The organism is Tenacibaculum aquaeponti (assembly GCF_052084715.1).
Classification (GTDB): Bacteria; Bacteroidota; Bacteroidia; order Flavobacteriales; family Flavobacteriaceae; genus Polaribacter.
In genome coordinates, this window is record NZ_CP197288.1 from 1,319,837 (window position 1) to 1,341,493 (window position 21,657).

General features: G+C 30.1%; 16 protein-coding genes. 10 read left to right on the forward strand and 6 right to left on the reverse strand.

Going from position 1 to position 21,657, the window contains the following annotated elements:
- The first annotated feature begins 95 nt into the window (after nt 1–95).
- The 7 genes from ACSIGC_RS05715 to ACSIGC_RS05745 all read left to right on the forward strand — a co-directional run bounded on the left by ACSIGC_RS05715 (nt 96) and on the right by ACSIGC_RS05745 (nt 4,953).
- The gene (locus tag ACSIGC_RS05715) at nt 96–731 is read left to right on the forward strand and encodes an NAD(P)H-dependent oxidoreductase (RefSeq protein ID WP_442267189.1); all 636 of its coding nucleotides are present in this window, start codon (nt 96–98) and stop codon (nt 729–731) included.
- A 106-nt stretch (nt 732–837) separates the two neighbouring features.
- Nucleotides 838–2,280, forward strand: coding sequence for a sodium:solute symporter (locus ACSIGC_RS05720; RefSeq protein WP_442267190.1), 1,443 nt, complete (start codon nt 838–840; stop codon nt 2,278–2,280).
- Nucleotides 2,273–2,455, forward strand: coding sequence for a hypothetical protein (locus ACSIGC_RS05725; protein WP_442267191.1), 183 nt, complete (start codon nt 2,273–2,275; stop codon nt 2,453–2,455). Before ACSIGC_RS05720 ends, ACSIGC_RS05725 begins: the two co-directional genes overlap by 8 nt.
- Nucleotides 2,433–2,933 (forward strand): cupin domain-containing protein, encoded by a 501-nt coding sequence (locus ACSIGC_RS05730; RefSeq protein WP_442267192.1) that lies wholly within the window; start codon nt 2,433–2,435, stop codon nt 2,931–2,933. Before ACSIGC_RS05725 ends, ACSIGC_RS05730 begins: the two co-directional genes overlap by 23 nt.
- Before the next feature lies 1 nt (nt 2,934).
- On the forward strand, nt 2,935–3,426 hold the full coding sequence (locus tag ACSIGC_RS05735; RefSeq protein ID WP_442267193.1) for a hypothetical protein: 492 nt from the start codon (nt 2,935–2,937) through the stop codon (nt 3,424–3,426).
- Nucleotides 3,427–3,487: 61 nt separating this feature from the next.
- Nucleotides 3,488–3,943 carry a hypothetical protein gene (locus tag ACSIGC_RS05740; protein WP_442267194.1) on the forward strand — a complete coding sequence of 152 codons (456 nt, stop codon included), beginning with the start codon at nt 3,488–3,490 and terminating at the stop codon, nt 3,941–3,943.
- Nucleotides 3,944–4,293: 350 nt separating this feature from the next.
- Entirely contained in the window at nt 4,294–4,953 is a 660-nt protein-coding gene (locus ACSIGC_RS05745; RefSeq protein WP_442267195.1) for a hypothetical protein, read from the forward strand.
- Here the strand turns inward: ACSIGC_RS05745 and ACSIGC_RS05750 are convergent.
- The 3 genes from ACSIGC_RS05750 to ACSIGC_RS05760 form a co-directional block, all read right to left on the reverse strand.
- A complete protein-coding gene (locus ACSIGC_RS05750; RefSeq protein ID WP_442267196.1) occupies nt 4,950–5,645 on the reverse strand; it encodes a hypothetical protein in 696 nt (231 codons plus the stop codon). The two genes, ACSIGC_RS05745 and ACSIGC_RS05750, sit on opposite strands and share 4 nt — an antisense overlap.
- The gene (locus ACSIGC_RS05755) at nt 5,614–5,856 is read right to left on the reverse strand and encodes a helix-turn-helix domain-containing protein (protein ID WP_442267197.1); all 243 of its coding nucleotides are present in this window, start codon (nt 5,854–5,856) and stop codon (nt 5,614–5,616) included. The genes ACSIGC_RS05750 and ACSIGC_RS05755 overlap by 32 nt, the downstream gene beginning before the upstream one ends.
- Before the next feature lie 149 nt (nt 5,857–6,005).
- Nucleotides 6,006–6,989, reverse strand: a complete 984-nt coding sequence (locus tag ACSIGC_RS05760) for a leucine-rich repeat domain-containing protein (protein WP_442267198.1) — start codon at nt 6,987–6,989, stop codon at nt 6,006–6,008.
- A 427-nt stretch (nt 6,990–7,416) separates the two neighbouring features.
- On the opposite strand from ACSIGC_RS05760, the gene ACSIGC_RS05765 reads away from it, so the two are divergent.
- Together ACSIGC_RS05765 and ACSIGC_RS05770 are read left to right on the forward strand one after the other, a co-directional pair.
- Entirely contained in the window at nt 7,417–12,012 is a 4,596-nt protein-coding gene (locus tag ACSIGC_RS05765) for a fibronectin type III domain-containing protein (RefSeq protein ID WP_442267199.1), read from the forward strand.
- A 239-nt stretch (nt 12,013–12,251) separates the two neighbouring features.
- Nucleotides 12,252–17,711 (forward strand): GEVED domain-containing protein, encoded by a 5,460-nt coding sequence (locus ACSIGC_RS05770; RefSeq protein WP_442267200.1) that lies wholly within the window; start codon nt 12,252–12,254, stop codon nt 17,709–17,711.
- A 16-nt stretch (nt 17,712–17,727) separates the two neighbouring features.
- On the opposite strand, the gene ACSIGC_RS05775 is transcribed toward ACSIGC_RS05770, so the two are convergent.
- The 3 genes from ACSIGC_RS05775 to ACSIGC_RS05785 all read right to left on the reverse strand — a co-directional run bounded on the left by ACSIGC_RS05775 (nt 17,728) and on the right by ACSIGC_RS05785 (nt 19,006).
- Entirely contained in the window at nt 17,728–17,985 is a 258-nt protein-coding gene (locus ACSIGC_RS05775) for a DUF6952 family protein (RefSeq protein ID WP_299674909.1), read from the reverse strand.
- Nucleotides 17,986–17,987: 2 nt separating this feature from the next.
- Nucleotides 17,988–18,296, reverse strand: a complete 309-nt coding sequence (locus ACSIGC_RS05780; protein ID WP_442267201.1) for a thioredoxin family protein — start codon at nt 18,294–18,296, stop codon at nt 17,988–17,990.
- Between the two features lie 68 nt (nt 18,297–18,364).
- Nucleotides 18,365–19,006: a peroxiredoxin gene (locus ACSIGC_RS05785; RefSeq protein ID WP_299625898.1), complete on the reverse strand. Its 642-nt coding sequence runs from the start codon at nt 19,004–19,006 to the stop codon at nt 18,365–18,367.
- 293 nt (nt 19,007–19,299) lie between these two features.
- Between ACSIGC_RS05785 and katG the strand changes: the two genes are divergently transcribed.
- On the forward strand, nt 19,300–21,501 hold the full coding sequence (gene katG / locus ACSIGC_RS05790) for a catalase/peroxidase HPI (protein WP_442267202.1): 2,202 nt from the start codon (nt 19,300–19,302) through the stop codon (nt 21,499–21,501).
- Nucleotides 21,502–21,657: the final 156 nt, after the last annotated feature.

The following is a 21,657-nucleotide window of genomic DNA, read 5'->3' on the forward strand; positions in this document are numbered from 1 at the left end:
AATTCCTCATTTTCACTATAGTTTTTTTCAATATTCATTTTCATTTTCAAGTAAAAGTTAATTGTAATTTTGCAATGCATTTATAAAACAAAGCAATGAGTACAACTATTGAAAGTTTAAAATGGCGCTATGCTGTAAAGAAATTTGACGATAATAAATACATATCTGATGAGCAGATACAAACTATAAAAGAAGCTTTTAATTTAACTGCAACATCTTACGGTTTACAACCAGTAACTTTAGTAGTAATTAAAAATAAAGAATTACAAAAACAGTTAGTGGAACATTCTTGGAACCAACAACAAGTAGCACAAGCTTCACATGTTTTAGTTTTATGTGTACCTAAAAAACAAACAACAAAAGATGTTGAAAATTACTTCAAATTAGTAAAAAACATCAGAAATACATCAGATGAAATTTTAAATCCTTTCAAAGATTTTTTAATAGATTCTTTTTCAAAAAAAACTCAAGAAGAATTACTAACCTGGAACAAAAACCAAGCCTACATTACTCTTGGTAATTTACTAACTGTTTGTGCTTTAGAAAAAATAGATTCATGTCCTATGGAAGGTTTTATTCCTGAAAAATATGATGAAATTTTAAAACTAAATGAAAAAAACTTACAATCTGTATTAGTTTTACCGTTAGGTTTTAGAGCTGAAGACGACTATATGAAAGATTTAAAGAAGGTCCGCAAAAATATTGACCAAGTAACCTTGGACTTCAACTAACTAAAAAAATTTTAATTGGGGACTATTTTTTAAAAGTGCTGGCAATTTTATAATTGTTGGCACTTTTTATTTATTCCTATCTTAGTCTTCTAATAAATTTAAAGTAATGCAACCAATACATATTGTACTCTTAATTGTATCCTATTTTAGTGTACTTATACTAATTGCCTATTTAACAGGGAAATCCGCAAACAATCAAACCTTTTTTAAAGCAAATAACTCCTCTCCTTGGTATTTAGTTGCCTTCGGAATGATTGGAGCTTCTTTATCTGGTGTGACATTTATTTCTGTTCCTGGTTGGGTAGAAAATCAACAAATGGGATATATGCAAATGGTTTTGGGCTATATATTAGGGTATGCTATAATAGGCCTTATTTTATTACCTCTATACTATAAACTCAATTTAACTTCTATTTATACTTATTTAGAAGAACGTTTTGGAAAAATGAGTTATAAAACAGGAGCTTCATTTTTTTTAATATCTAGAACTATAGGAGCTGCTTTCCGATTATTTTTAGTTGCTAATGTTTTACAATTAATTTTATTTGATGCTTATGGAATTCCTTTCTGGGTAACTGTTACCATTACCATTTTATTAATTTGGTTGTACACTTTTAAAGGAGGAATAAAAACTATTGTTTGGACAGATACTTTACAGACCTTATTTATGTTGATTGCTGTTGGTGTGTGTATTATTGCAATAAAAGACGCTTTACAAATTGAAAGTTTATTAAGTTATGTAAATGAGAATAAACTCTCTAAAATTTTCTTTTTCGATGATGTAAAAGCTGGAAATTACTTTTGGAAACAATTCTTTTCTGGAGCTTTTATTGCTGTTGTAATGACTGGTCTTGATCAAGACATGATGCAAAAAAATCTTACTTGTAGAAGTTTAAAAGATGCTCAAAAAAACATGTTTTGGTTTACTTTGGTTTTAGTTATTGTTAACTTCTTTTTCCTTGCCTTAGGAATTTTACTTACAGATTTTGCAGCTCAAAATGGTATCGATGCTCATAAAGATCAGTTATTTCCAACTATTGCAATGAGTGGTGAATTAGGAATTGCTGCTTCTTTATTCTTTCTATTAGGTTTAATTGCCGCAGCATATTCTAGTGCCGATAGTGCTTTAACTTCCTTAACTACATCATTTAGTATTGATATTTTAGAAATCGATAAAAAAGAAGATGAAGCTGAAAAAGAAAAAACTAGAAAAAAAATTCATGTATTATTTTCTTTTATTCTGGTGATTACTATTTTAATTTTCAAATATTTTATTGCAGATGAAAGTGTAATTGCGAAAATATTTCAGTTTGCTGGCTATACATATGGTCCGCTTTTAGGATTGTATGCTTTTGGGTTATTCACTAAATTTAATGTAAAAGATGAATTAGTTCCATATATCTGTATTTTATCTCCATTTTTAACCTTTGGAATTAGTTATTACACGAAACATAATTTAGATTTTGATTTTGGATTTTTCATTCTAATTTTAAACGGATTATTAACTTTCTTAGGATTATTAGCAATAAAAAACAGACACCATGCCTAAAAAAGGAAAAGCTAAAAACACAGTAAATAAGGCTAAACATAGTCGATTGATGAAGCAAAAAGAAAACAAGCTTCGACTAGAAAAACAAAAAACTAAAGAACGCTTAAAAGCAATTATAAAAAAAGCAAACGAAGCTAAAGCAGAAGAAAACAATGACAGCACAACAGATAGTTAATAAATTTGATCTTACACAACATCCTGAAGGTGGATATTTTAAAGAAACTTATAGAAGTAACGGAATTATAAAAAATGAGAATTTATCAGAGAATTTTATAGGTGACAGAAATCACAGCACTGGTATCTATTTTCTATTGACTTCAGAGAGTTTTTCTGCATTTCATAAAATAAATCAAGATGAAATGTGGCACTTTTATTTAGGAACATCCTTAAAATTACATATGATTTCTCCTGAAGGTGAATATTCTTTCGTACTTATTGGGAATGATATTGTAAATAACGAGATTCCGCAATTTGTAGTTCCTGCTCAATATTGGTTTGCTGCTGAAGTTGTAGATGAAAACAGTTTTTCATTTACAGGATGCACCGTTGCTCCTGGTTTTGACTTTAATGATTTTGTATTGCCTGAACGAAAGGTATTAATAGAATTATTTCCACAACACGAGGAAATTATTACACGACTTACACATCATTAAAATGAAAAAATTAATTCTTTTTCTATTTATTATTATCTTCTTCACCAACTGTTCTAGAAGTATTGAAAAAAAAGATGAAATTCTAAATAGTATTGAAATTAAATTAGAAAGAGGAGCTTTTCATTACGATACTTTTATTCTAAAAGATACATTACTTACTTTTTACCCAGAAAAACTAAGTAATAATGCTCTTGGAAATGAATCTGAATTAGCTAAATATTATCAAAAGTCTGAGCAATATATTTCCAAAGCACAATTGATGAGTTTAATTCAAAAAATTGAAACTAGTAATATTTGGAAACTCAATGAGAATTATTCTTGCGATCGATCTTGCAAGAGTAACTTAAAAATTACAATCCAACTAGGTGGAAAGAAAAAAATTATCTCTTGTGATGATTATAAATGCGGATGTCCAGAAATACTTCAATATTTAGAAAATGAATTGATAATACTCCATGGAAAAGATTTAAAAAGAATTCATTTACCTGGATGATATATTTAATACGCAACCTTTTTAATTTTTAATATCTATAGAGTATAAACTTTATATGAATATGAAAAAACAAATTAAAACTATTCTATCAATTACATTTTTCACGCTTTTAATAAGTCTTACAAGTTGTTCTAAAGATGAAGAAAATAATATTGAACTTCATAATATAGATGGAAACTGGAAAGTTGCTTACTATATGGAAAACGGTAATAAAATAACAAAAAATGAAAAACCAACTTGGCCTGATTTTAATAATGGAGAAATTACACTAAAACTCACTAAAATTAATGAAGAAGGTAAAAGATTTGTCTCTGGTCATACAGTTACCAATCTTTTTAATGGCGAATATGAAGTAACTAAAAATAAAAATATTTCATTCTCTGTTATTTCAACACTTATATCTGAACCAGAATGGACTCAATTATTTTCTATTAATAAAATAAATCGTTATGATGTTATTGAAGGGAATTTGATTTTATTTTATGATAAAGTTTCTATAGTATTAGAAAGAGATTAATTCACAAAAAGTTATAAGCGTTAAGCTATAATTAACGGGTGTAAATCTTATTGTTAACGGTCTTATATGTGAAAAGTAGCGGATTTTTAAGCACTAGCTTTTTGGTTAATAACTGACCTTAAGTTTATAAAATTAAATTTTGTTAAAGTACCTAAATCGCTATTTTTTGTATACGTTATTATCCACTGGCTTTTTCGTTCAGTTTGTCAACAGAGCTGACTTGAAAACTCTTTTAGTTATTGAGGCACTATAAAAGCAAATGTGCTTGAAAACAGCAAGGAGATTTAATTAATTCATTTGTTTAATTCAAAAAACATTTTTAAATTTGCATACTATAATTAGCGAAAAAAATGTTCTACTATTACGGAAGAAAAAAACAAATATCAAAATATTACCCTGCTCCTCAATTTGATACAATAGTAGAGCCGTTCGCTGGTGCTGCCGCATATTCTGCTTATAAAGATAATTGGAAGAAAAATGTAATATTAATAGAAAAAGACGAAAAAGTTTCCAATATCTGGAATTGGTTAATTAACGAAGCTACTGAGCAAGAAATTCTAAATTTACCTGAATTAAAAATTGGTGAAAAAAGTTCAGATTTTCTTCATATAATTCACGCAGCAACTAAAATGGCTTTTCATTTTAAAACAATCAAAGTTACTGCTGTTCTTGAACGAAATTGGGAAATAAGTAAGAGAATTATGTCTCAAAATTTGTATAAAGTTAAACACTGGCAAATATTAAATGATGATTATTCAAATGCACCAGATATAGAAGCTACCTGGTTTATTGATCCACCTTATAAAGGTGAAGCAGGTTTAGGTTACAGACATAGCAGTAAATTATTGGACTATGATAAATTAGCAGAATGGGCATTAAATAGAAAAGGCGAAGTAATATTTTGTGAAGGTAAAGAAGGTGATTACTTACCTTTTAAACCGTTAGTTGATTTAAAAGGTGTAGCTGGTAAAGTAAATAAAGAAATGATTTATTACAGATCTAATGTTTAGTTCCCGAACAAACTACCTTGTTCTCCAATATCAATGTTTAGTAATTTTGAATACCTGTTAACGTACTCTTTGTTGTCATAAAGTAGAATCCAACCTTCACCCATTTTGATTTTTCCACTTTTACGCATACCTGTAACTTTAGTATTTCTTCCAGTTGTTCCAGATATTTCACCCCAATCGTCAGGTGTTAATGTATCTGAAAAGAAAGCACCAGTTATTGCAGGGAAATTAAAACCATTTTTATCGTTTACAAAATCCCAAACTACACCAAGTAAATAATTAACCTCGCGATGATGTGCTTGCCAAGTTATACCGCTTATTTTTGATACCCTAACTTCTCCCGCCCTCAAATTTGAGCCAGTTTTTAAATTCCCTATTGTTCCTTTAATTTCTATACCTTCAGGATAATTTCTTAAGATTTCTTCTGACGAACCTAAGCCTGAAGTAGGTATAATATCTGGATGCCCTTTTTCTATTGGATTAACTACTGAATCTTGTATATTCTCCACTAATTTAGTGCAGAATACAGCTCCAATCAAAGCACCTGTTGTCTTAAAATCTATGCTACGATATAAATTTGGAGGTAAAGTTTCTAAAAATAAATTTAGGCTATTAACTGATTCTAAAATTTCATTATGTGAAACCTGAAACCCTAAATTTCTATTGAAAGTTTTGTTTATCTTGTAGATCATTGAATAAATCTTTAATACTTATTTCTAAAGCATTGGCAATTTTTTCAATATTTAATAGTGTTATATTTTTTTCTGCTCTTTCAATCATACCAATGTAAGTCCTGTGTAAATCAGCTTTATGCGCTAATTCTTCCTGAGAAAAACCTTTCTGTTTTCGGATTTCTCGAACTCTTTTTCCAAATTTTATTAGTATGCTTTGCTTTGAATCCATTGCTAATTAAAGTATGTAAATTTAACTTTGGTATTCAGCTCAAACAACAGACTATAATTAGCATTATCAGTCAGAGGTAAGAAAAAATCAATGTGTGCAATAGCACTCTTTGCTTTTGTACGGCTGGTTTTTCAGTTGTGTGCAACTTATTAATATTCCCAATGCTCTATTTCAACTTCGTATTTATCTAATTTTGCTCCCCAAATATTTAATCTTTTTTTCTGTTTCACTAACGCTTTACTTGCCTTTCCTCCAGGAATTAAAAGCATAAATCGCTTCATATTTGGTAATTTAAATAAACTTTCTGGTAGCAATCCGAAATCATCCATATTCATCATCTGTATACTTTTCAACTCTTTTAAATTTTCTAAATCAGGTGGAAAAGCTTTCAATCCGCAACCATAACAACCAAAATATTCTAACTTTTTAAGATTAAAAAATGATTTAGGTAAATATCCTAATCCTCCTTTTACATAACCAAAACTAATAGATTTAAGATTCGATAAACTCCCTATAGATTCTGGAATTTTATTGATCGGAGTAGCTCCGCAACCACCACCATCAAACTGTAACTTTGTTAAGTTTTTTAACTCAATTATCTCTTCGGGAATTTCATTGAATTCAGCACATGAAAGATTTAATATTTTTAACTTTTTCAGTTTTAAAATTGCTTTTGGAAATTGTTTAAGCTTTGTTCTATATAATTCTAATAACTCTAAATTCTGAAGATTTGAAATATCAGCAGAAATATCTCTTTCTATGATTGATTCGAATACTAATCCTTTTAATTTTTTAAGTTTAAATACTCCTTTAGGAATATTAGTAATTGGCCCTTTTGAAAAACCAAACCAAGAATATCTAAAATAGGTTAACTCTTGATATTCTGAGATTTCCTTTGGAATAGATTTGTATTTACAACCATCAATTATTAAAGCAACTAAGTTTTCTTTTGAAATTTTAAAAAAATCCTTTGGAAATTCTGTTGATTGATCATCAAGTAATGTTAATGAAACTTTTTTTCCTTTTTCAATTTCAAAAACAGCCTCAGGAATTGACCTCACAGCAACAGGTTTCTGAGCTTTAACGCTTATATCCCAAATAAATAATAGTAAACAAAAATAAGTAGCTTTCATTGTTTTTCATTTTTCACACTTCGAAAAGTACAACTTTTAAATTGAAAAACAGAAGGTATTAAATAACAAAAACACTATTGTAATTTTAAAACTTAATCTCGATTTATATCTACTTTCAAACAACTTAACCAATTAATTAATATTGTATGCATTTTGAATAATATCGTGCATAAAAAAGCTATCCTTTTTAAATAATTTTACCCCGATTAATTCTCTTTAAAACAGATAATTAACCTAAAAAACTTATCTGTTACGCAACACAAAATTAAGTAAAAACTTAAACTATTCTAATTGTGTAAAGGTGTTCAAATTAATAGAATTCAATTAAAAATTTAATCATAATCACATATAAAACAACACTATGCAATAAAATTCATCAATACTAAAAAGTAATATCTTTTTTAAAAACTATTAAATAATTTATATAATGAAAAATAAGTTTACACTCCTAATAGCGACTTTATTAATGTTGCATACTGGGTATTCTCAGACAAATAATTTCTGGAAAAAAAATACTGATAAAACAATCAAGATTCATCAACAAAATACTCCCTTTAACTCCTATTATTTGGATTTTGATAAACTAAAAAAAATTCTTTCTCAATCTCCTAAACAAGGCGAAATTTTAATAAAACCTGAAACAATTGTTACTTTCCCTAATAAATCTGGAGTATTAAAAGAATATAAAATGATTGAAAAATCAAATTTGAACCCAGATTTAGCAAAAAAATTCCCTAGCATTAAATCTTATTCTGGAATTGCGACAGATGGAAGTAGACATACTATTCATATCAACTTAAATTTTAATCAACTTAATGGAGTTATCACAAAACCAGATAACACCCAAGAAACATTTGGCAAGCAATCTAATTCAAATAAAAACCTCTATTCAATAACTTCTATTACTGAAGAGAAAACAAATGATACTTTTAAATGCGGTGTACACAATGAACGCAACTTATCTTCTATTAAAGGAAAATTAAAGAAAGTAACTTCTAATTTTAAAAATAGAAATGCTAATGATGGTATATTAAGAACTTACCGGTTTGCTTTAGCTACAACGGCAGAATTTTCTCAATTTTATATAAATAGAGCTAATGTTATTAATGGTACTAATCAACAAAAAAAAGCAGCAGTACTTGCAGGATTAAATGAAATAATGACTAATATAAACGCTGTTTATGAAAGAGATTTAAGTGTTAGATTTCAATTAGTAGCAAATAATGATGCTATTATTTTTCTTAACTCAAATACTGATGGATTAACAAGTGGTAGCAGTAGTACTTTAATAAATGAAGCTCATGATGTTATTACAAATAGTATTGGTAATAACAGTTTTGATCTTGGTCATGTTTTAGATTTATCTAATACAGGTGGTTTTGGGGGTTTGGGTGTAATATGTGATAATTCAAGAAAAGGAAAAGGAGTTTCTACAGCCAATGATCCTACCGGTAATTTTTTTTATGGATTATTCCTTCATGAAATTGGCCATCAACTAGGAGCTAATCATACTTTTAATAATTACTGTAATGGAAATAGGGTTAACACAAACGCTATTGAACCTGGTAGTGGATCAAGTATAATGTCGTATTCTGGTGTTTGTGCTCCTAATGTAATTAATGATAGAGACACTTATTTTCATGCAAAAAGTATTGAGGAAATGTGGAATATTATTTCAAACACAAACTGTGAAACAAGAATAAATACAGGAAATTCTTCACCAACTGCAAACGCAGGAAAAGATTATGTTATACCAAAATCAACTCCTTTTGTTTTAAAGGGATCTAGTAGTGATGTTAATAATTCTCAAAACAACCTTACCTACACTTGGGAACAAATGGATATAGGTATAGAAGCAATTTCTCCTTATGCAATATCTGGTCCAGCTTTTAGATCTTTACCTCCTTCGTCTACTTCTGAAAGGTACTTTCCAGCTATATCAGGTGTTTCCAGCGGATTCGTTTCTCAATGGGAAAGTCTTCCTGCCGTATCAAGAGAAATGAATTTTAGATTTACAGTTAGAGATAATAACAACGGTGGAGCAAGTACTAATTCAGACAACACAAAAATTACTATTAATGATAATGCTGGTCCTTTTGTTGTAACTTTTCCTAATAGCGATCAAATTATTTGGACACCTGGAACAAATCAAAATATCACATGGAATGTTGCAGGAACAAATAGCAACGATATTAATGCTGCCTTCGTAGATATATTACTATCAACGGATGGCGGAATTACTTTTAATACCACATTAGCTTCTAATGTTCCTAACGATGGTTTACATCAAATTACAGTTCCAAACATTACAGGTAATTTAAACAGAATTATGGTTAGAGGCACAAATCATATTTTTTATGATATATCGAATAAAAACTTTTTTATTTCTGATGGTTCAGATACTACCGCTCCTAGTACTCCTACAGGGTTAGTTGCTACCAATCCTGACAATAATTCTCATATTTCTGCAAATTTAAATTGGACAGCTTCTACGGATAATGTAGGTGTGGCTGGTTATATTATAGTACAAAATGGAGAAGAAATATTTACATGGAATAGTCAAAACACTTCAATTACAATGCGTGGTTTAGATGATGGTACTGAATATACATTTCAGATAATCGCATTCGATGCTGCTGGAAATAGGTCTAACATTAGTACATCTGCAACAATAAAAACTACTGGAAATGCACCTACTGCTCCTAAAAATGTAATAGCAACAAATGTAACTAAAACTGGAGTAACTTTAAATTGGGATCCTTCTACCAGCTCTGGTACTAATATTGATGGATATAGCGTTTTTGTAAATGGTGTATTTACTCTATATACAAAAAACGAAACCCCTAATAATTTAACTTTTGCTCAATTAACAACTCTAGATCCTGATAGAACATACAGCATTACAGTAGGAGCTGTAGATGGTAATAACATAAGATCTAGAAGAAATTCTGTTCCAATAGAAATTAAAACATTAGAAGATAACACCCCTCCTTCTACTCCAACAAATTTAACCGCTACAGTTCCACAATCTCAAAATGAAAATCCGCAAACTGCTGTAGATTTAACTTGGACAGCTTCTACTGATGATACTCGTATTGGAGGATATATTATCGTACAAAACGATGAGGAGGTATTCACTTGGAATAACCAAAGTACAGCAATAACCATGCGATCTCTAACTCCAGGGACTCAATATACTTTTCAAATAATCGCTTTTGACGCTGCTGGAAATAGATCTAGCATTAGTAATTCTGCTTCAATTACTACGGAAGGATCTCAACCAAATGACACTACTCCTCCATCTAATGTTACTAACTTACAAGTTACCGATATTACACAAACAACAGCTAATTTAAATTGGACTATTGCTACAGATAATGTAGGTGTAACTGGTTATGATATTTTTAGAAATAATGAAACCACTCCTTTTCAAACTTCAACAACCAATAGCTTTCTATTAACTAACTTAACTCCTAACACAACAACAACTTACTTTGTAAAAGCTAAAGATGCTGCCGGAAACTCATCAATTAATAATAGTAACACTGTAACAGTAAAAACGTTGCCTCCTACAAATACTTCTTATTGCGAAGCTGGTAATAGAGGAACTAATTATATAGCACAAGTTACATTGGGTAGCATTAATAATTCTAGTGGTAATAATGCATATAGTGATTATACAACTACACAAAGTACAACTGTATCGAAAGGGCAGTCTATAACACTTACTATTACTCCTGGAATTAGTAGTAGTAATTGGAATAATAATGTAGTAGCGGCATGGATAGATTGGAATCAAAATAATTCTTTTGATGATCCTAATGAAAGAGTGCTCTTAAAAACAAGAGGAATTGGAGGTGAAACTAAAAATATAACTGTTCCTAATGATGCTTTAAGTGGTGCTACTAGATTAAGAGTACGTTACAAATGGTATAGTAATCCTAATCCATGTGGAACTTCTTCAACTGATGGTGACGAAGTAGAAGATTATACTATTAATGTTATTGATTCAAATACAGACACTACTCCTCCATCTAATGTTACTAACTTACAAGTTACCGATATTACACAAACAACAGCTAATTTAAATTGGACTATTGCTACAGATAATGTAGGTGTAACTGGTTATGATATTTTTAGAAATAATGAAACCACCCCTTTTCAAACTTCAACAACCAATAGCTTTCTATTAACTAACTTAACTCCTAACACAACAACAACTTACTTTGTAAAAGCTAAAGATGCTGCCGGAAACTCATCAATTAATAATAGTAACACTGTAACAGTAAAAACGTTGCCTCCTACAAATACTTCTTATTGCGAAGCTGGTAATAAAGGAACTAATTATATAGCACAAGTTACATTGGGCAGCATTAATAATTCTAGTGGTAATAATGCATATAGTGATTATACAACTACACAAACTACAACTGTATCGAAAGGACAGTCTATAACACTTACTATTACTCCTGGAATTAGTAGTAGTAATTGGAATAATAATGTAGTAGCGGCATGGATAGATTGGAATCAAAATAATTCTTTTGATGATCCTAATGAAAGAGTGCTCCTAAAAACAAGAGGTATTGGAGGTGAAACTAAAAATATAACTGTTCCTAATGATGCTTTAAGTGGTGCTACTAGATTAAGAGTACGTTACAAATGGTATAGTAATCCTAATCCATGTGGAACTTCTTCAACTGATGGTGACGAAGTAGAAGATTATACTATTAATGTTATTGATTCAAATACTAACTTTGACGTATTTAACAGTAAAAAAAACAGATCAACCTTATTTCCAAACCCTTTTAACGAAAGTTTTATTTTGGATGTAACTCATTTTAATAAAACTAAATTTGAAATTAGTATTTATGATATTGTAGGAAGAATAATTTATCATAAAAAATATAATGAAAATCAAAATAAAATAGAAAACCTAGGATCTCATATTAATGTACCGGGAAATTATTTCTTAAGAATTCATTCAAATCAAAAAACAGAAATTTTAAAAATTATTAAAAAATAAAAGAGTTTTTTTTCAAATTAAAACACCTTTTCAACTTTATGAAAGGGTGTTTTTTTTGTACTAAATTTCAAAAATTATAGTTAACCTACTCACCTAAAAAAAAAAAAAAAATAACAAACTGATTATCAGATTAAAAAACAAAAAAACGAATAATATAGTGTACATATATATTAAAATAGTATAATCAACAAACAAGGGTTTAAAATAATTTTATAGACATAACAAATAAACCCTTTATAATGAAAACATTAACCTTTAAAAAATTAATATTCATTTTATTGATTTTACACTCAATCAATTTAATAACACAACAACAAAATTGTTCTTTTGACGAAATAAATCAAGAATATTACCAAAACAATCCTAAAGAATTAAAAAAGATAATCGCTTTTGAAAAAAAAGTTCGACAAAAACAAAGATCATTAAAAAACAGCTCAAATAGAAAAAACTCTAAATACATTATTCCTGTTGTTTTTCATATCTATGGAAGTGAATTTCCAGATTTAAGTGACGGAACGAAAGTTAACGTAAATGAAGAAGTTGTAACTCAAGCCTTAAAAGACATTAATGAAGATTTTAAAGGATTTAATGATTTTGTAGATCCAGCTTTTGCGAATCTTGAAGGTGGTATGAACATTGAATTTAAACTAGCGCAAATTGATCCGGATGGAAATACTACAAACGGAATTATTTGGCATGAAACAAAAGAAGGTTTTGGTTTAAATGGTATTAATGATACAGAAATTGCAAAATTCGCTTGGGATAATTATAAATACATGAATGTACACATTCAACTAATTCTTAAATCTGGAAGTAGAACTAATTCTGGTATTGCTTGGTTTCCTGCAGAAAACATGTCAGATAAAGGAACTGCAAGAGTTGTATATAATGGTAGATACATGCTTTACACTCCTCCAGCATCTTCACTTACTCATGAATTTGGACACTGGTTAGGATTACACCATACATTTAATGGTGGATGTGTAGCTGATGTTTTTGAAAATGGAGAAGTTACTAGTGGAGATAAAGTAGCAGACACACCTCCTTGTACTTCTGGTTTGGCTTCGGAAGCTGGCGGAAAATCATGTAAAACGGGAGTTAGAAATTGCTTTAATCAATTAATAAACTATCAAAACCACATGGACTATAACCCTTGCGAATCTATGTTTACTAAGGGACAAATTACACGTATGATTTCATTCTTAGATCATCCTGCAAGAAAAACTATTTGGGCAGAAACAAATTTAATCTCTACAGGTACAAAAGTTAACTTAGGACCTAGAATTCTATTTAATTATCAAAAAAAAGAAGATGATGAAATTGATAAAGCTTTAACTTTCTTAGAAGACTTCACAAATAATGGAACAATTCAAAACAAAAAAAGATTAAAAGCTATTGATGGAGCTACATTTGCTGCTACTGGAAAATTACAATTAGGTGTTCATTTTACAACAGAAGGAGTTCCAAATGGTTTAACTCCAATTATTAATGTAATTGACACTACTAATGCCATTATTTCTTTCTCAGGTAATGCTAAAAACCACAATGAAAATGACAATGCTACTATAAAAATTACCTTATTAGATTCTGCCATTTCGGGAGGTGTTTCTTCATTATTTTCAACAACAGGTACCTTTAAAATAAATTTTATAAATCCCTATCAAACATATTACGAAGCCTATTCTCCTTTTATTCATATAGGGTATTCAGGAACCAATTTTGCTTCAGATGTAAACTCTAGTTTTAATTCCTTAATTATTGGAGGTAAATTTAGAACTAAACTAAGGGTGTATAATGGTAATACTATTACTTTAGATAATATTTCTCAAAACTTTCAAATTTTATGTAATACAAATACTAATAATATTAAATACCTTTCTGAAGGAATTAATATTAATGATGGTATCTCTGGTACATGGACTAGTAAGCCAGAAGGAGTAAATTCTCCCCCTATATTAACCAGTAGTTCATATACTAATTGGCGTAATAAAACTGGATATATTGCTATTAGAATAAACACTTTGACTGCAGGATTTGTATACGGATGGCTTAGAACCAAAGTTTCTTCAAATGGAGAAGAAGCTTCTATAATGAATTTAGGTCTCAATCCAGAACCTGAACAAGCAATTATAACGCAATTTCTAAGGCCTCATTTATTATATGATAATGACAGATTTATAGAAAAAAGCCAAAATGACAATACCATACAGAATGAAATCATAGTTAATCTTAAAAATGCAACTTTTGCTAAAATTGGTGCTTTAAAAAGAGGGATACATTATTCTGTAGAAAATGTTCCTTCTGGTTTAACTTTTAAAGTAAATTCTATCAATTCTAATCAAGTTAAATTAAAAATGGAAGGAATTATAGATGGCGTAAATGGTCGAAGTGACTGGTTAGTATCTAGAAACATTAACTTTAAATTTTTGAACGAAGCTTTTATTACAAATCAACAAGTAGAAATGAAAGCGTTTAAATTTAGTGTTGAAAGAGTTGGAAAATCTTTTATTGGAACTAATATTAACAAACCTATTTTTAATAGCGGTAATACTACAGGAGGACAATTTACATTAATAAATGCATATGATTTAATTCCCTTAATTAGTTCTACATTTCAAATTCAAGAATACCCTGCTTCAAATACAGCCAACAAATATCCTGGTATCAAATTAATTACTTGGAGAAAAGATGCTATAGCAAATAATAATTATGAATTAACTCCATTAACTAAAGGAACAATTATTGGTCCTAATAGTTCTTGGCAAAATGGTCAAGAACCTCACATTGGTAGAGGACAACATATGATAGTTTCCGACTCTTATAAAGCTTGGCATGGTAGATCTGCATATTTTGGAGTACGAATCAGAAGATCTGGAAGAATGTATTATGGTTGGGGTAAAATGCGAGTAAGTTCAAACGGTACCCAAATTACTATGGAAGAATACGGTATAAATGGGATTCCAAATGCAAGTATTCGAGCTGGAGAATTATTCTCTGATGATGTTAACAATTATTGTGATGCTTCTGCTACCCATGAACCAGATCACATTAAGAGAGTGACATTTGCAAATCTAGATCATTCAACAACAAGATCAAATAACGGATATAGCAATCAAACAGGATTTACTGCAAAACTAGTAAAAGGTAAAAGTTATAACCTAAAAACAATAATTACGGGAAACAGTACAAATGAAGTTTACGCTTGGTTTGACTGGAATCAAGATAAGGATTTTAACGATTCTAATGAAAAAGTTCAACTCAGTGTTGATAATAATGGAAATGCCACTGCTACCATTAATGTTCCAACTAATGCAATTATCGGTGGATCAAGAATGCGATTAAGAGTTTCAAGAAACAATAATAATAACCCCTGTGGAAAAGACACAGGAAGTGGTGAAGTTGAAGATTATACTATTTTTGTTTCAAATACGGAAATAGCTACTTGTAATGATGGTATTAAAAATGGAGATGAAGAAAAAATAGATTGTGGTGGGTCTTGTAAACCCTGTGAAGTATTTACCAATATTTGTGATGCACAAACAAACGATATAAACAATACTTTAAATATCACTAATGTTAATTTTGGAGAGATTAATAACACCAGTACTTCCCACAATCCTTACAACAACTTTACGAATAAAATTACTACTCTTAAAAAAGGACAATCAACTGAATTAACAGTTACATTAAATAATAACTGGGATCTTAATAAAGTTCAAGTTTGGATAGATTGGTTTAATGATAATGATTTTTTCAATACCGAAGATGTTATTATGAAAATTTCTGGTAAAGGACCTTACACAATTAACGTTACTCCACCTAATAATTCAGTTATTAACACAAACTTAAGAATGAGAGTTCGAGCAGGTTATTCACATTTTAAAACACCTTGTGGAACAGATACTGGAATAGGTGAAGTAGAAGATTATACTATTATTGTTGAAAACACAAATACAGACAATACTCCTCCATCTAATGTTACTAACTTACAAGTTACTGATATTACACAAACAACAGCTAATTTAAATTGGACTATTGCTACAGATAATGTAGGTGTAACTGGTTATGATATTTTTAGAAATAATGAAACCACTCCTTTTCAAACTTCAACAACCAATAGCTTTCTATTAACTAACTTAACTCCTAACACAACAACAACTTACTTTGTAAAAGCTAAAGATGCTGCCGGAAACTCATCAATTAATAATAGTAACACTGTAACAGTAAAAACGTTGCCTCCTACAAATACTTCTTATTGCGAAGCTGGTAATAGAGGAACTAATTATATAGCACAAGTTACCTTCGGTAATATTAATAATTCTAGTGGTAATAATGCATATAGTGATTATACAACTACACAAACTACAACTGTATCGAAAGGACAGTCTATAACACTTACTATTACTCCTGGAATTAGTAGTAGTAATTGGAATAATAATGTAGTAGCGGCATGGATAGATTGGAATCAAAATAATTCTTTTGATGATCCTAATGAAAGAGTGCTCCTAAAAACAAGAGGTATTGGAGGTGAAACTAAAAATATAACTGTTCCTAATGATGCTTTAATTGGTGCTACTAGACTAAGAGTACGTTACAAATGGTATAGTAATCCTAATCCATGTGGAACTTCTTCAACTGATGGTGACGAAGTAGAAGATTATACTATTAATGTTATTGATTCAAATACAGACACTACTCCTCCATCTAATGTTACTAACTTACAAGTTACCGATATTACACAAACAACAGCTAATTTAAATTGGACTATTGCTACAGATAATGTAGGTGTAACTGGTTATGATATTTTTAGAAATAATGAAACCACTCCTTTTCAAACTTCAACAACCAATAGCTTTCTATTAACTAACTTAACTCCTAACACAACAACAACTTACTTTGTAAAAGCTAAAGATGCTGCCGGAAACTCATCAATTAATAATAGTAACACTGTAACAGTAAAAACGTTGCCTCCTACAAATACTTCTTATTGCGAAGCTGGTAATAGAGGAACTAATTATATAGCACAAGTTACCTTCGGTAATATTAATAATTCTAGTGGTAATAATGCATATAGTGATTATACAACTACACAAACTACAACTGTATCGAAAGGGCAGTCTATAACACTTACTATTACTCCTGGAATTAGTAGTAGTAATTGGAATAATAATGTAGTAGCGGCATGGATAGATTGGAATCAAAATAATTCTTTTGATGATCCTAATGAAAGAGTGCTCCTAAAAACAAGAGGTATTGGAGGTGAAACTAAAAATATAACTGTTCCTAATGATGCTTTAATTGGTGCTACTAGATTAAGAGTACGTTACAAATGGTATAGTAATCCTAATCCATGTGGAACTTCTTCAACTGATGGTGACGAAGTAGAAGATTATACTATTAATGTTATTGATTCAAATACTAACTTTGACGTATTTAACAGTAAAAAAAACAGATCAACCTTATTTCCAAACCCTTTTAACGAAAGTTTTATTTTGGATGTAACTCATTTTAATAAAACTAAGTTTGAAATTAGTATTTATGATATTGTAGGAAGAATAATTTATCATAAAAAATATAATGAAAATCAAAATAAAATAGAAAACCTAGGATCTCATATTAATGTACCGGGAAATTATTTCTTAAGAATTCATTCAAATCAAAAAACAGAAATTTTAAAACTATTAAAAGTTAATCAATAACTATAATTACTCATTTTTATTTGTCTATTGAACCAAGAACTCTTTTCATAAAGTTATTTAAAGCTTCTTTCTTTGGGGTTCCTTCTTTTATCATTTTATCAACTTCAATTGCTCCATACATATTAGAGATTAACTCTCCAATAACATCTAATTCTTCATCTTTTAATGATGGAACTTCAGTTAAAGCTTCTAAAGTTTCGATAGTTTCAATAATATAATCCTGATCATTTTCTTCGATAAACGAAGTTAAATGCTTAATTACTGGTAATTTCATAACTATAATACTTCTTCTACTAATTCTTTAAGAACATCAAACTTATTTGTTTGAACTTGATTTACAAATTTACCATCAACAAAGGTTGCAAAAGTAGGTAAGTTATCTACAGTAGCTAATTGTCTACTTTCAGGAAATTTCTCAGCATCAGCAATTACAAAAGAAACATTTTCATTCTCGTTTGCTAATTTTTTGAACTTTGGTTTCATTATTCTGCAGTTACCACACCAAGTTGCAGAGTATTGTACTACTACAGTTTTATTTTCTGAAACGATATTCGTTAAATTATCGCTATTTAATTCTTGTACCATTTTTGTATTCTTTTAAAAAAAGAGAGTTCAGAAAACCTGAAACTCTCCTTTGATATATTATTATAATATTAGTTTACAGCTAAGTATTCAGCAGTAGCTTTTGCATTTGGTTGCATAGCTGCTTTTCCTTCTTCCCAGTTAGCTGGACAAACCTCTCCTTTTTCTTGTACGTGAGTATAAGCATCGATTAAACGTAAATATTCGTTTACATTTCTACCGATTGGCATGTGGTTTACACCTTCGTGTACAACAGTTCCTTCCTCATCAATAATATATGTAGCTCTGTAAGTTACGTTATCACCTTCTACTTGTACAGTTCCTGTAGCTTCGTCATATACTTCATTAGTAATATCTAAAATTCCTAATATAGAAGATAAGTTACGGTTACTATCAGCTAATAATGGGTAAGTAACACCTTCAATTCCTCCGTTATCTTTAGATTGGTTTAACCAAGCGAAGTGTACTTCAGGAGTATCACAAGAAGCTCCAATTACTATAGTATTTCTTTTCTCAAACTCTGGTAAAGCAGCTTGGAAAGCGTGTAATTCAGTAGGACATACAAAAGTGAAGTCTTTTGGGTACCAAAATAATACTACTTTCTTCTTGTTATTTACTGCTTCTTCTAAAACGTTTAATTTGAACGTGTCTCCCATTTCGTTCATTGCATCTACGTTTAAGTTTGGGAACTTTTTTCCAACTAATGTTGCCATTCTATTATTTTTAAAATTGAATTATTATTTACATTGTTTTTCAAAAACAGGTGCAAAATTACATTCTTATTGGCCCGAAACAAATCAAATTCTAAATGAAAATCTTATTTAATCATAAGAAAATTCAATACTAACCAAATCGCTTTTATTGTATCTTTATAAAACACTAAAAAACAAATAAATAAATCATGAAATAGCTAAAATTTATTTTAATATAAAATTTATAGATAAAAATAATACATGCTTTTATTGTAATTTTGAATTCGAACTAACTTAAAAAAAGTCTTATAATAATGAACGATAGTAACAAACACTCTGGAGACATTTCAAAATGCCCTTTTCATAGCGCTCAAAAAAAGCCTGCTGGTGGAGGAACAACCAATAGAGATTGGTGGCCAAATGAATTAAAATTAAACATTTTACGTCAAAATGCTACAAAGTCTAATCCTATGGGAGAAGATTTCGATTATGCTGAAGCGTTTAACAGTATAGATTATGCTGCATTAAAACAAGATGTTATTAATTTAATGACAGATTCTCAAGATTGGTGGCCAGCAGATTATGGACATTATGGAGGATTTATGATTCGTATGGCTTGGCATAGTGCTGGTACATATCGTGTTGGTGACGGAAGAGGTGGCGCAGGAACTGGTACACATCGTTTTGCTCCATTAAATAGCTGGCCAGATAATGGAAATTTAGATAAAGCTCGTTTATTACTTTGGCCTGTAAAAAAGAAATATGGGAATAAAATTTCTTGGGCAGATTTAATGATTTTAGCTGGAAACTGTGCTTTAGAATCTATGGGGTTCAAAACCTTTGGATTTGCGGGAGGAAGAGAAGATGTTTGGGAACCAGAACAAGATATATACTGGGGAAGCGAAAACCAATGGCTAGGCAACGACGAACGTTACGATACTAGCGATGGTGAATTAGAAGGACACTTAGGAGCTGTACACATGGGATTAATTTATGTAAATCCTGAAGGACCAAATGGAGAACCAGACCCTTTAAAATCTGCTCACGATATTAAAATCACTTTTGGTCGTATGGCGATGAATGATGAAGAAACTGTTGCTTTAGTCGCTGGTGGTCATACTTTTGGAAAAGCACATGGTGCTGCTGATCCTGATAAATACGTTGGTGTAGAACCACACGGAGCTCCAATTGATCAAATGAGTACAGGTTGGAAAAATTCGTATGGAACTGGAGTATTAGACGATACAATTACAAGCGGTTTAGAAGGTGCTTGGACTCCAAACCCAATTCAATGGGATCATGATTATTTTGATGTTTTATTAAATTACGAATGGGAATTAACTAAGAGTCCGGCAGGAGCTCATCAATGGACACCAACTGCCGCTTCTAATGCTAGAATGGCACCAAAAGCTGGAAATCCGAATGAGAAACAAGCTTTAATGATGTCTACAGCTGATATGGCTTTAAAAATAGATCCTGTTTATAGAGAGATCTCAGAACGTTTTCATAAAGATCATGCTGCTTTTGAAGATGCATTTGCTCGTGCTTGGTTTAAATTAACACACCGTGATATGGGACCAATCGATCGTTATTTAGGTCCTGAAGTTCCTTCTGAAGAATTAATTTGGCAAGATCCAATTCCTAAAGTTGATTATACATTAACTGGAGAAGATATCGCATCTTTAAAGAAAATGATTTTAGCTTCAGGATTATCAATTTCTGAACTAGTAAAAACAGCTTGGGCTTCTGCTTCAACATATAGAGGTTCAGATAAACGTGGTGGGGCTAACGGAGCAAGAATTCGTTTAGAGCCTCAAAGAAATTGGGAAGTAAACAATCCAGAAGAATTAAATAAAGTTTTATCAGTTTTAGAAGGAATTCAAAAAGAATTTAATGGAACAATTTCAATTGCCGATTTAATTGTTTTAGCTGGTAATACAGGTGTGGAAGAAGCTGCTAAGAATGCAGGGCACGATGTTAGTGTTCCTTTTTCTCAAGGAAGAGGTGACGCTACTCAAGAACAAACAGATTTAGAATCTTTCAGCCATTTAGAACCTTTAGCAGACGGATTTAGAAATTATATCAATCCGAAACTAAAAAACGTTGCAGATGAAGATTTACTTGTAGATCGTGCTAATTTGTTAACGCTTTCTATTCCTGAAATGACAGTGTTAGTTGGAGGTTTACGTGTATTAGGAGCAAATTACGATAACTCAAAACATGGAGTATTTACTGATAATGTAGGAAGTTTAACTAACGATTTCTTTACTAATATTTTAGATTTTGCTCTAACTTGGAAAGCTACCTCATCTGATGATAAAAAATTTGCTGGTAGTGATCGTAGAACTGGCGCTACTAAATTCACTGGAACTAGAGCCGATTTAATTTTTGGTTCGAACACAGAATTAAGAGCAGTTTGTGAAGTTTACGGTGCTAATGATGGACAAGAAAAATTCGTTAACGATTTTGTAAAAGCATGGACTAAAGTCATGAATTTAGATAGATTTGATTTATAATCTTTTTTAATATTGACTAGTCTTAAATAACTACCACAGTTATTTAAGACTAGTCATCACTTATACTTAACTCCATAAATATCAAAACACTATCATATTTCCTTCAAAAAAGTGTTTAAATTTCTACTCTAGAATTTTCAAATTAGTTACTTTTTT

Excerpts from the sequence above, each read along its gene's own strand:
- ACSIGC_RS05735 (WP_442267193.1), top strand. The coding sequence starts at position 2,935 with ATGAAAAAATTAATTCTTTTTCTATTTATTATTATCTTCTTCACCAAC.
- ACSIGC_RS05780 (WP_442267201.1), bottom strand. The coding sequence starts at position 18,296 with ATGGTACAAGAATTAAATAGCGATAATTTAACGAATATCGTTTCAGAA.
- ACSIGC_RS05785 (WP_299625898.1), bottom strand. The coding sequence starts at position 19,006 with ATGGCAACATTAGTTGGAAAAAAGTTCCCAAACTTAAACGTAGATGCA.
- ACSIGC_RS05760 (WP_442267198.1), bottom strand. The coding sequence starts at position 6,989 with ATGAAAGCTACTTATTTTTGTTTACTATTATTTATTTGGGATATAAGC.
- ACSIGC_RS05765 (WP_442267199.1), top strand. The coding sequence starts at position 7,417 with ATGAAAAATAAGTTTACACTCCTAATAGCGACTTTATTAATGTTGCAT.
- ACSIGC_RS05745 (WP_442267195.1), top strand. The coding sequence starts at position 4,294 with ATGTTCTACTATTACGGAAGAAAAAAACAAATATCAAAATATTACCCT.
- ACSIGC_RS05730 (WP_442267192.1), top strand. The coding sequence starts at position 2,433 with ATGACAGCACAACAGATAGTTAATAAATTTGATCTTACACAACATCCT.
- ACSIGC_RS05775 (WP_299674909.1), bottom strand. The coding sequence starts at position 17,985 with ATGAAATTACCAGTAATTAAGCATTTAACTTCGTTTATCGAAGAAAAT.
- ACSIGC_RS05770 (WP_442267200.1), top strand. The coding sequence starts at position 12,252 with ATGAAAACATTAACCTTTAAAAAATTAATATTCATTTTATTGATTTTA.
- ACSIGC_RS05725 (WP_442267191.1), top strand. The coding sequence starts at position 2,273 with ATGCCTAAAAAAGGAAAAGCTAAAAACACAGTAAATAAGGCTAAACAT.
- katG (WP_442267202.1), top strand. The coding sequence starts at position 19,300 with ATGAACGATAGTAACAAACACTCTGGAGACATTTCAAAATGCCCTTTT.
- ACSIGC_RS05720 (WP_442267190.1), top strand. The coding sequence starts at position 838 with ATGCAACCAATACATATTGTACTCTTAATTGTATCCTATTTTAGTGTA.
- ACSIGC_RS05740 (WP_442267194.1), top strand. The coding sequence starts at position 3,488 with ATGAAAAAACAAATTAAAACTATTCTATCAATTACATTTTTCACGCTT.
- ACSIGC_RS05715 (WP_442267189.1), top strand. The coding sequence starts at position 96 with ATGAGTACAACTATTGAAAGTTTAAAATGGCGCTATGCTGTAAAGAAA.
- ACSIGC_RS05750 (WP_442267196.1), bottom strand. The coding sequence starts at position 5,645 with ATGATCTACAAGATAAACAAAACTTTCAATAGAAATTTAGGGTTTCAG.
- ACSIGC_RS05755 (WP_442267197.1), bottom strand. The coding sequence starts at position 5,856 with ATGGATTCAAAGCAAAGCATACTAATAAAATTTGGAAAAAGAGTTCGA.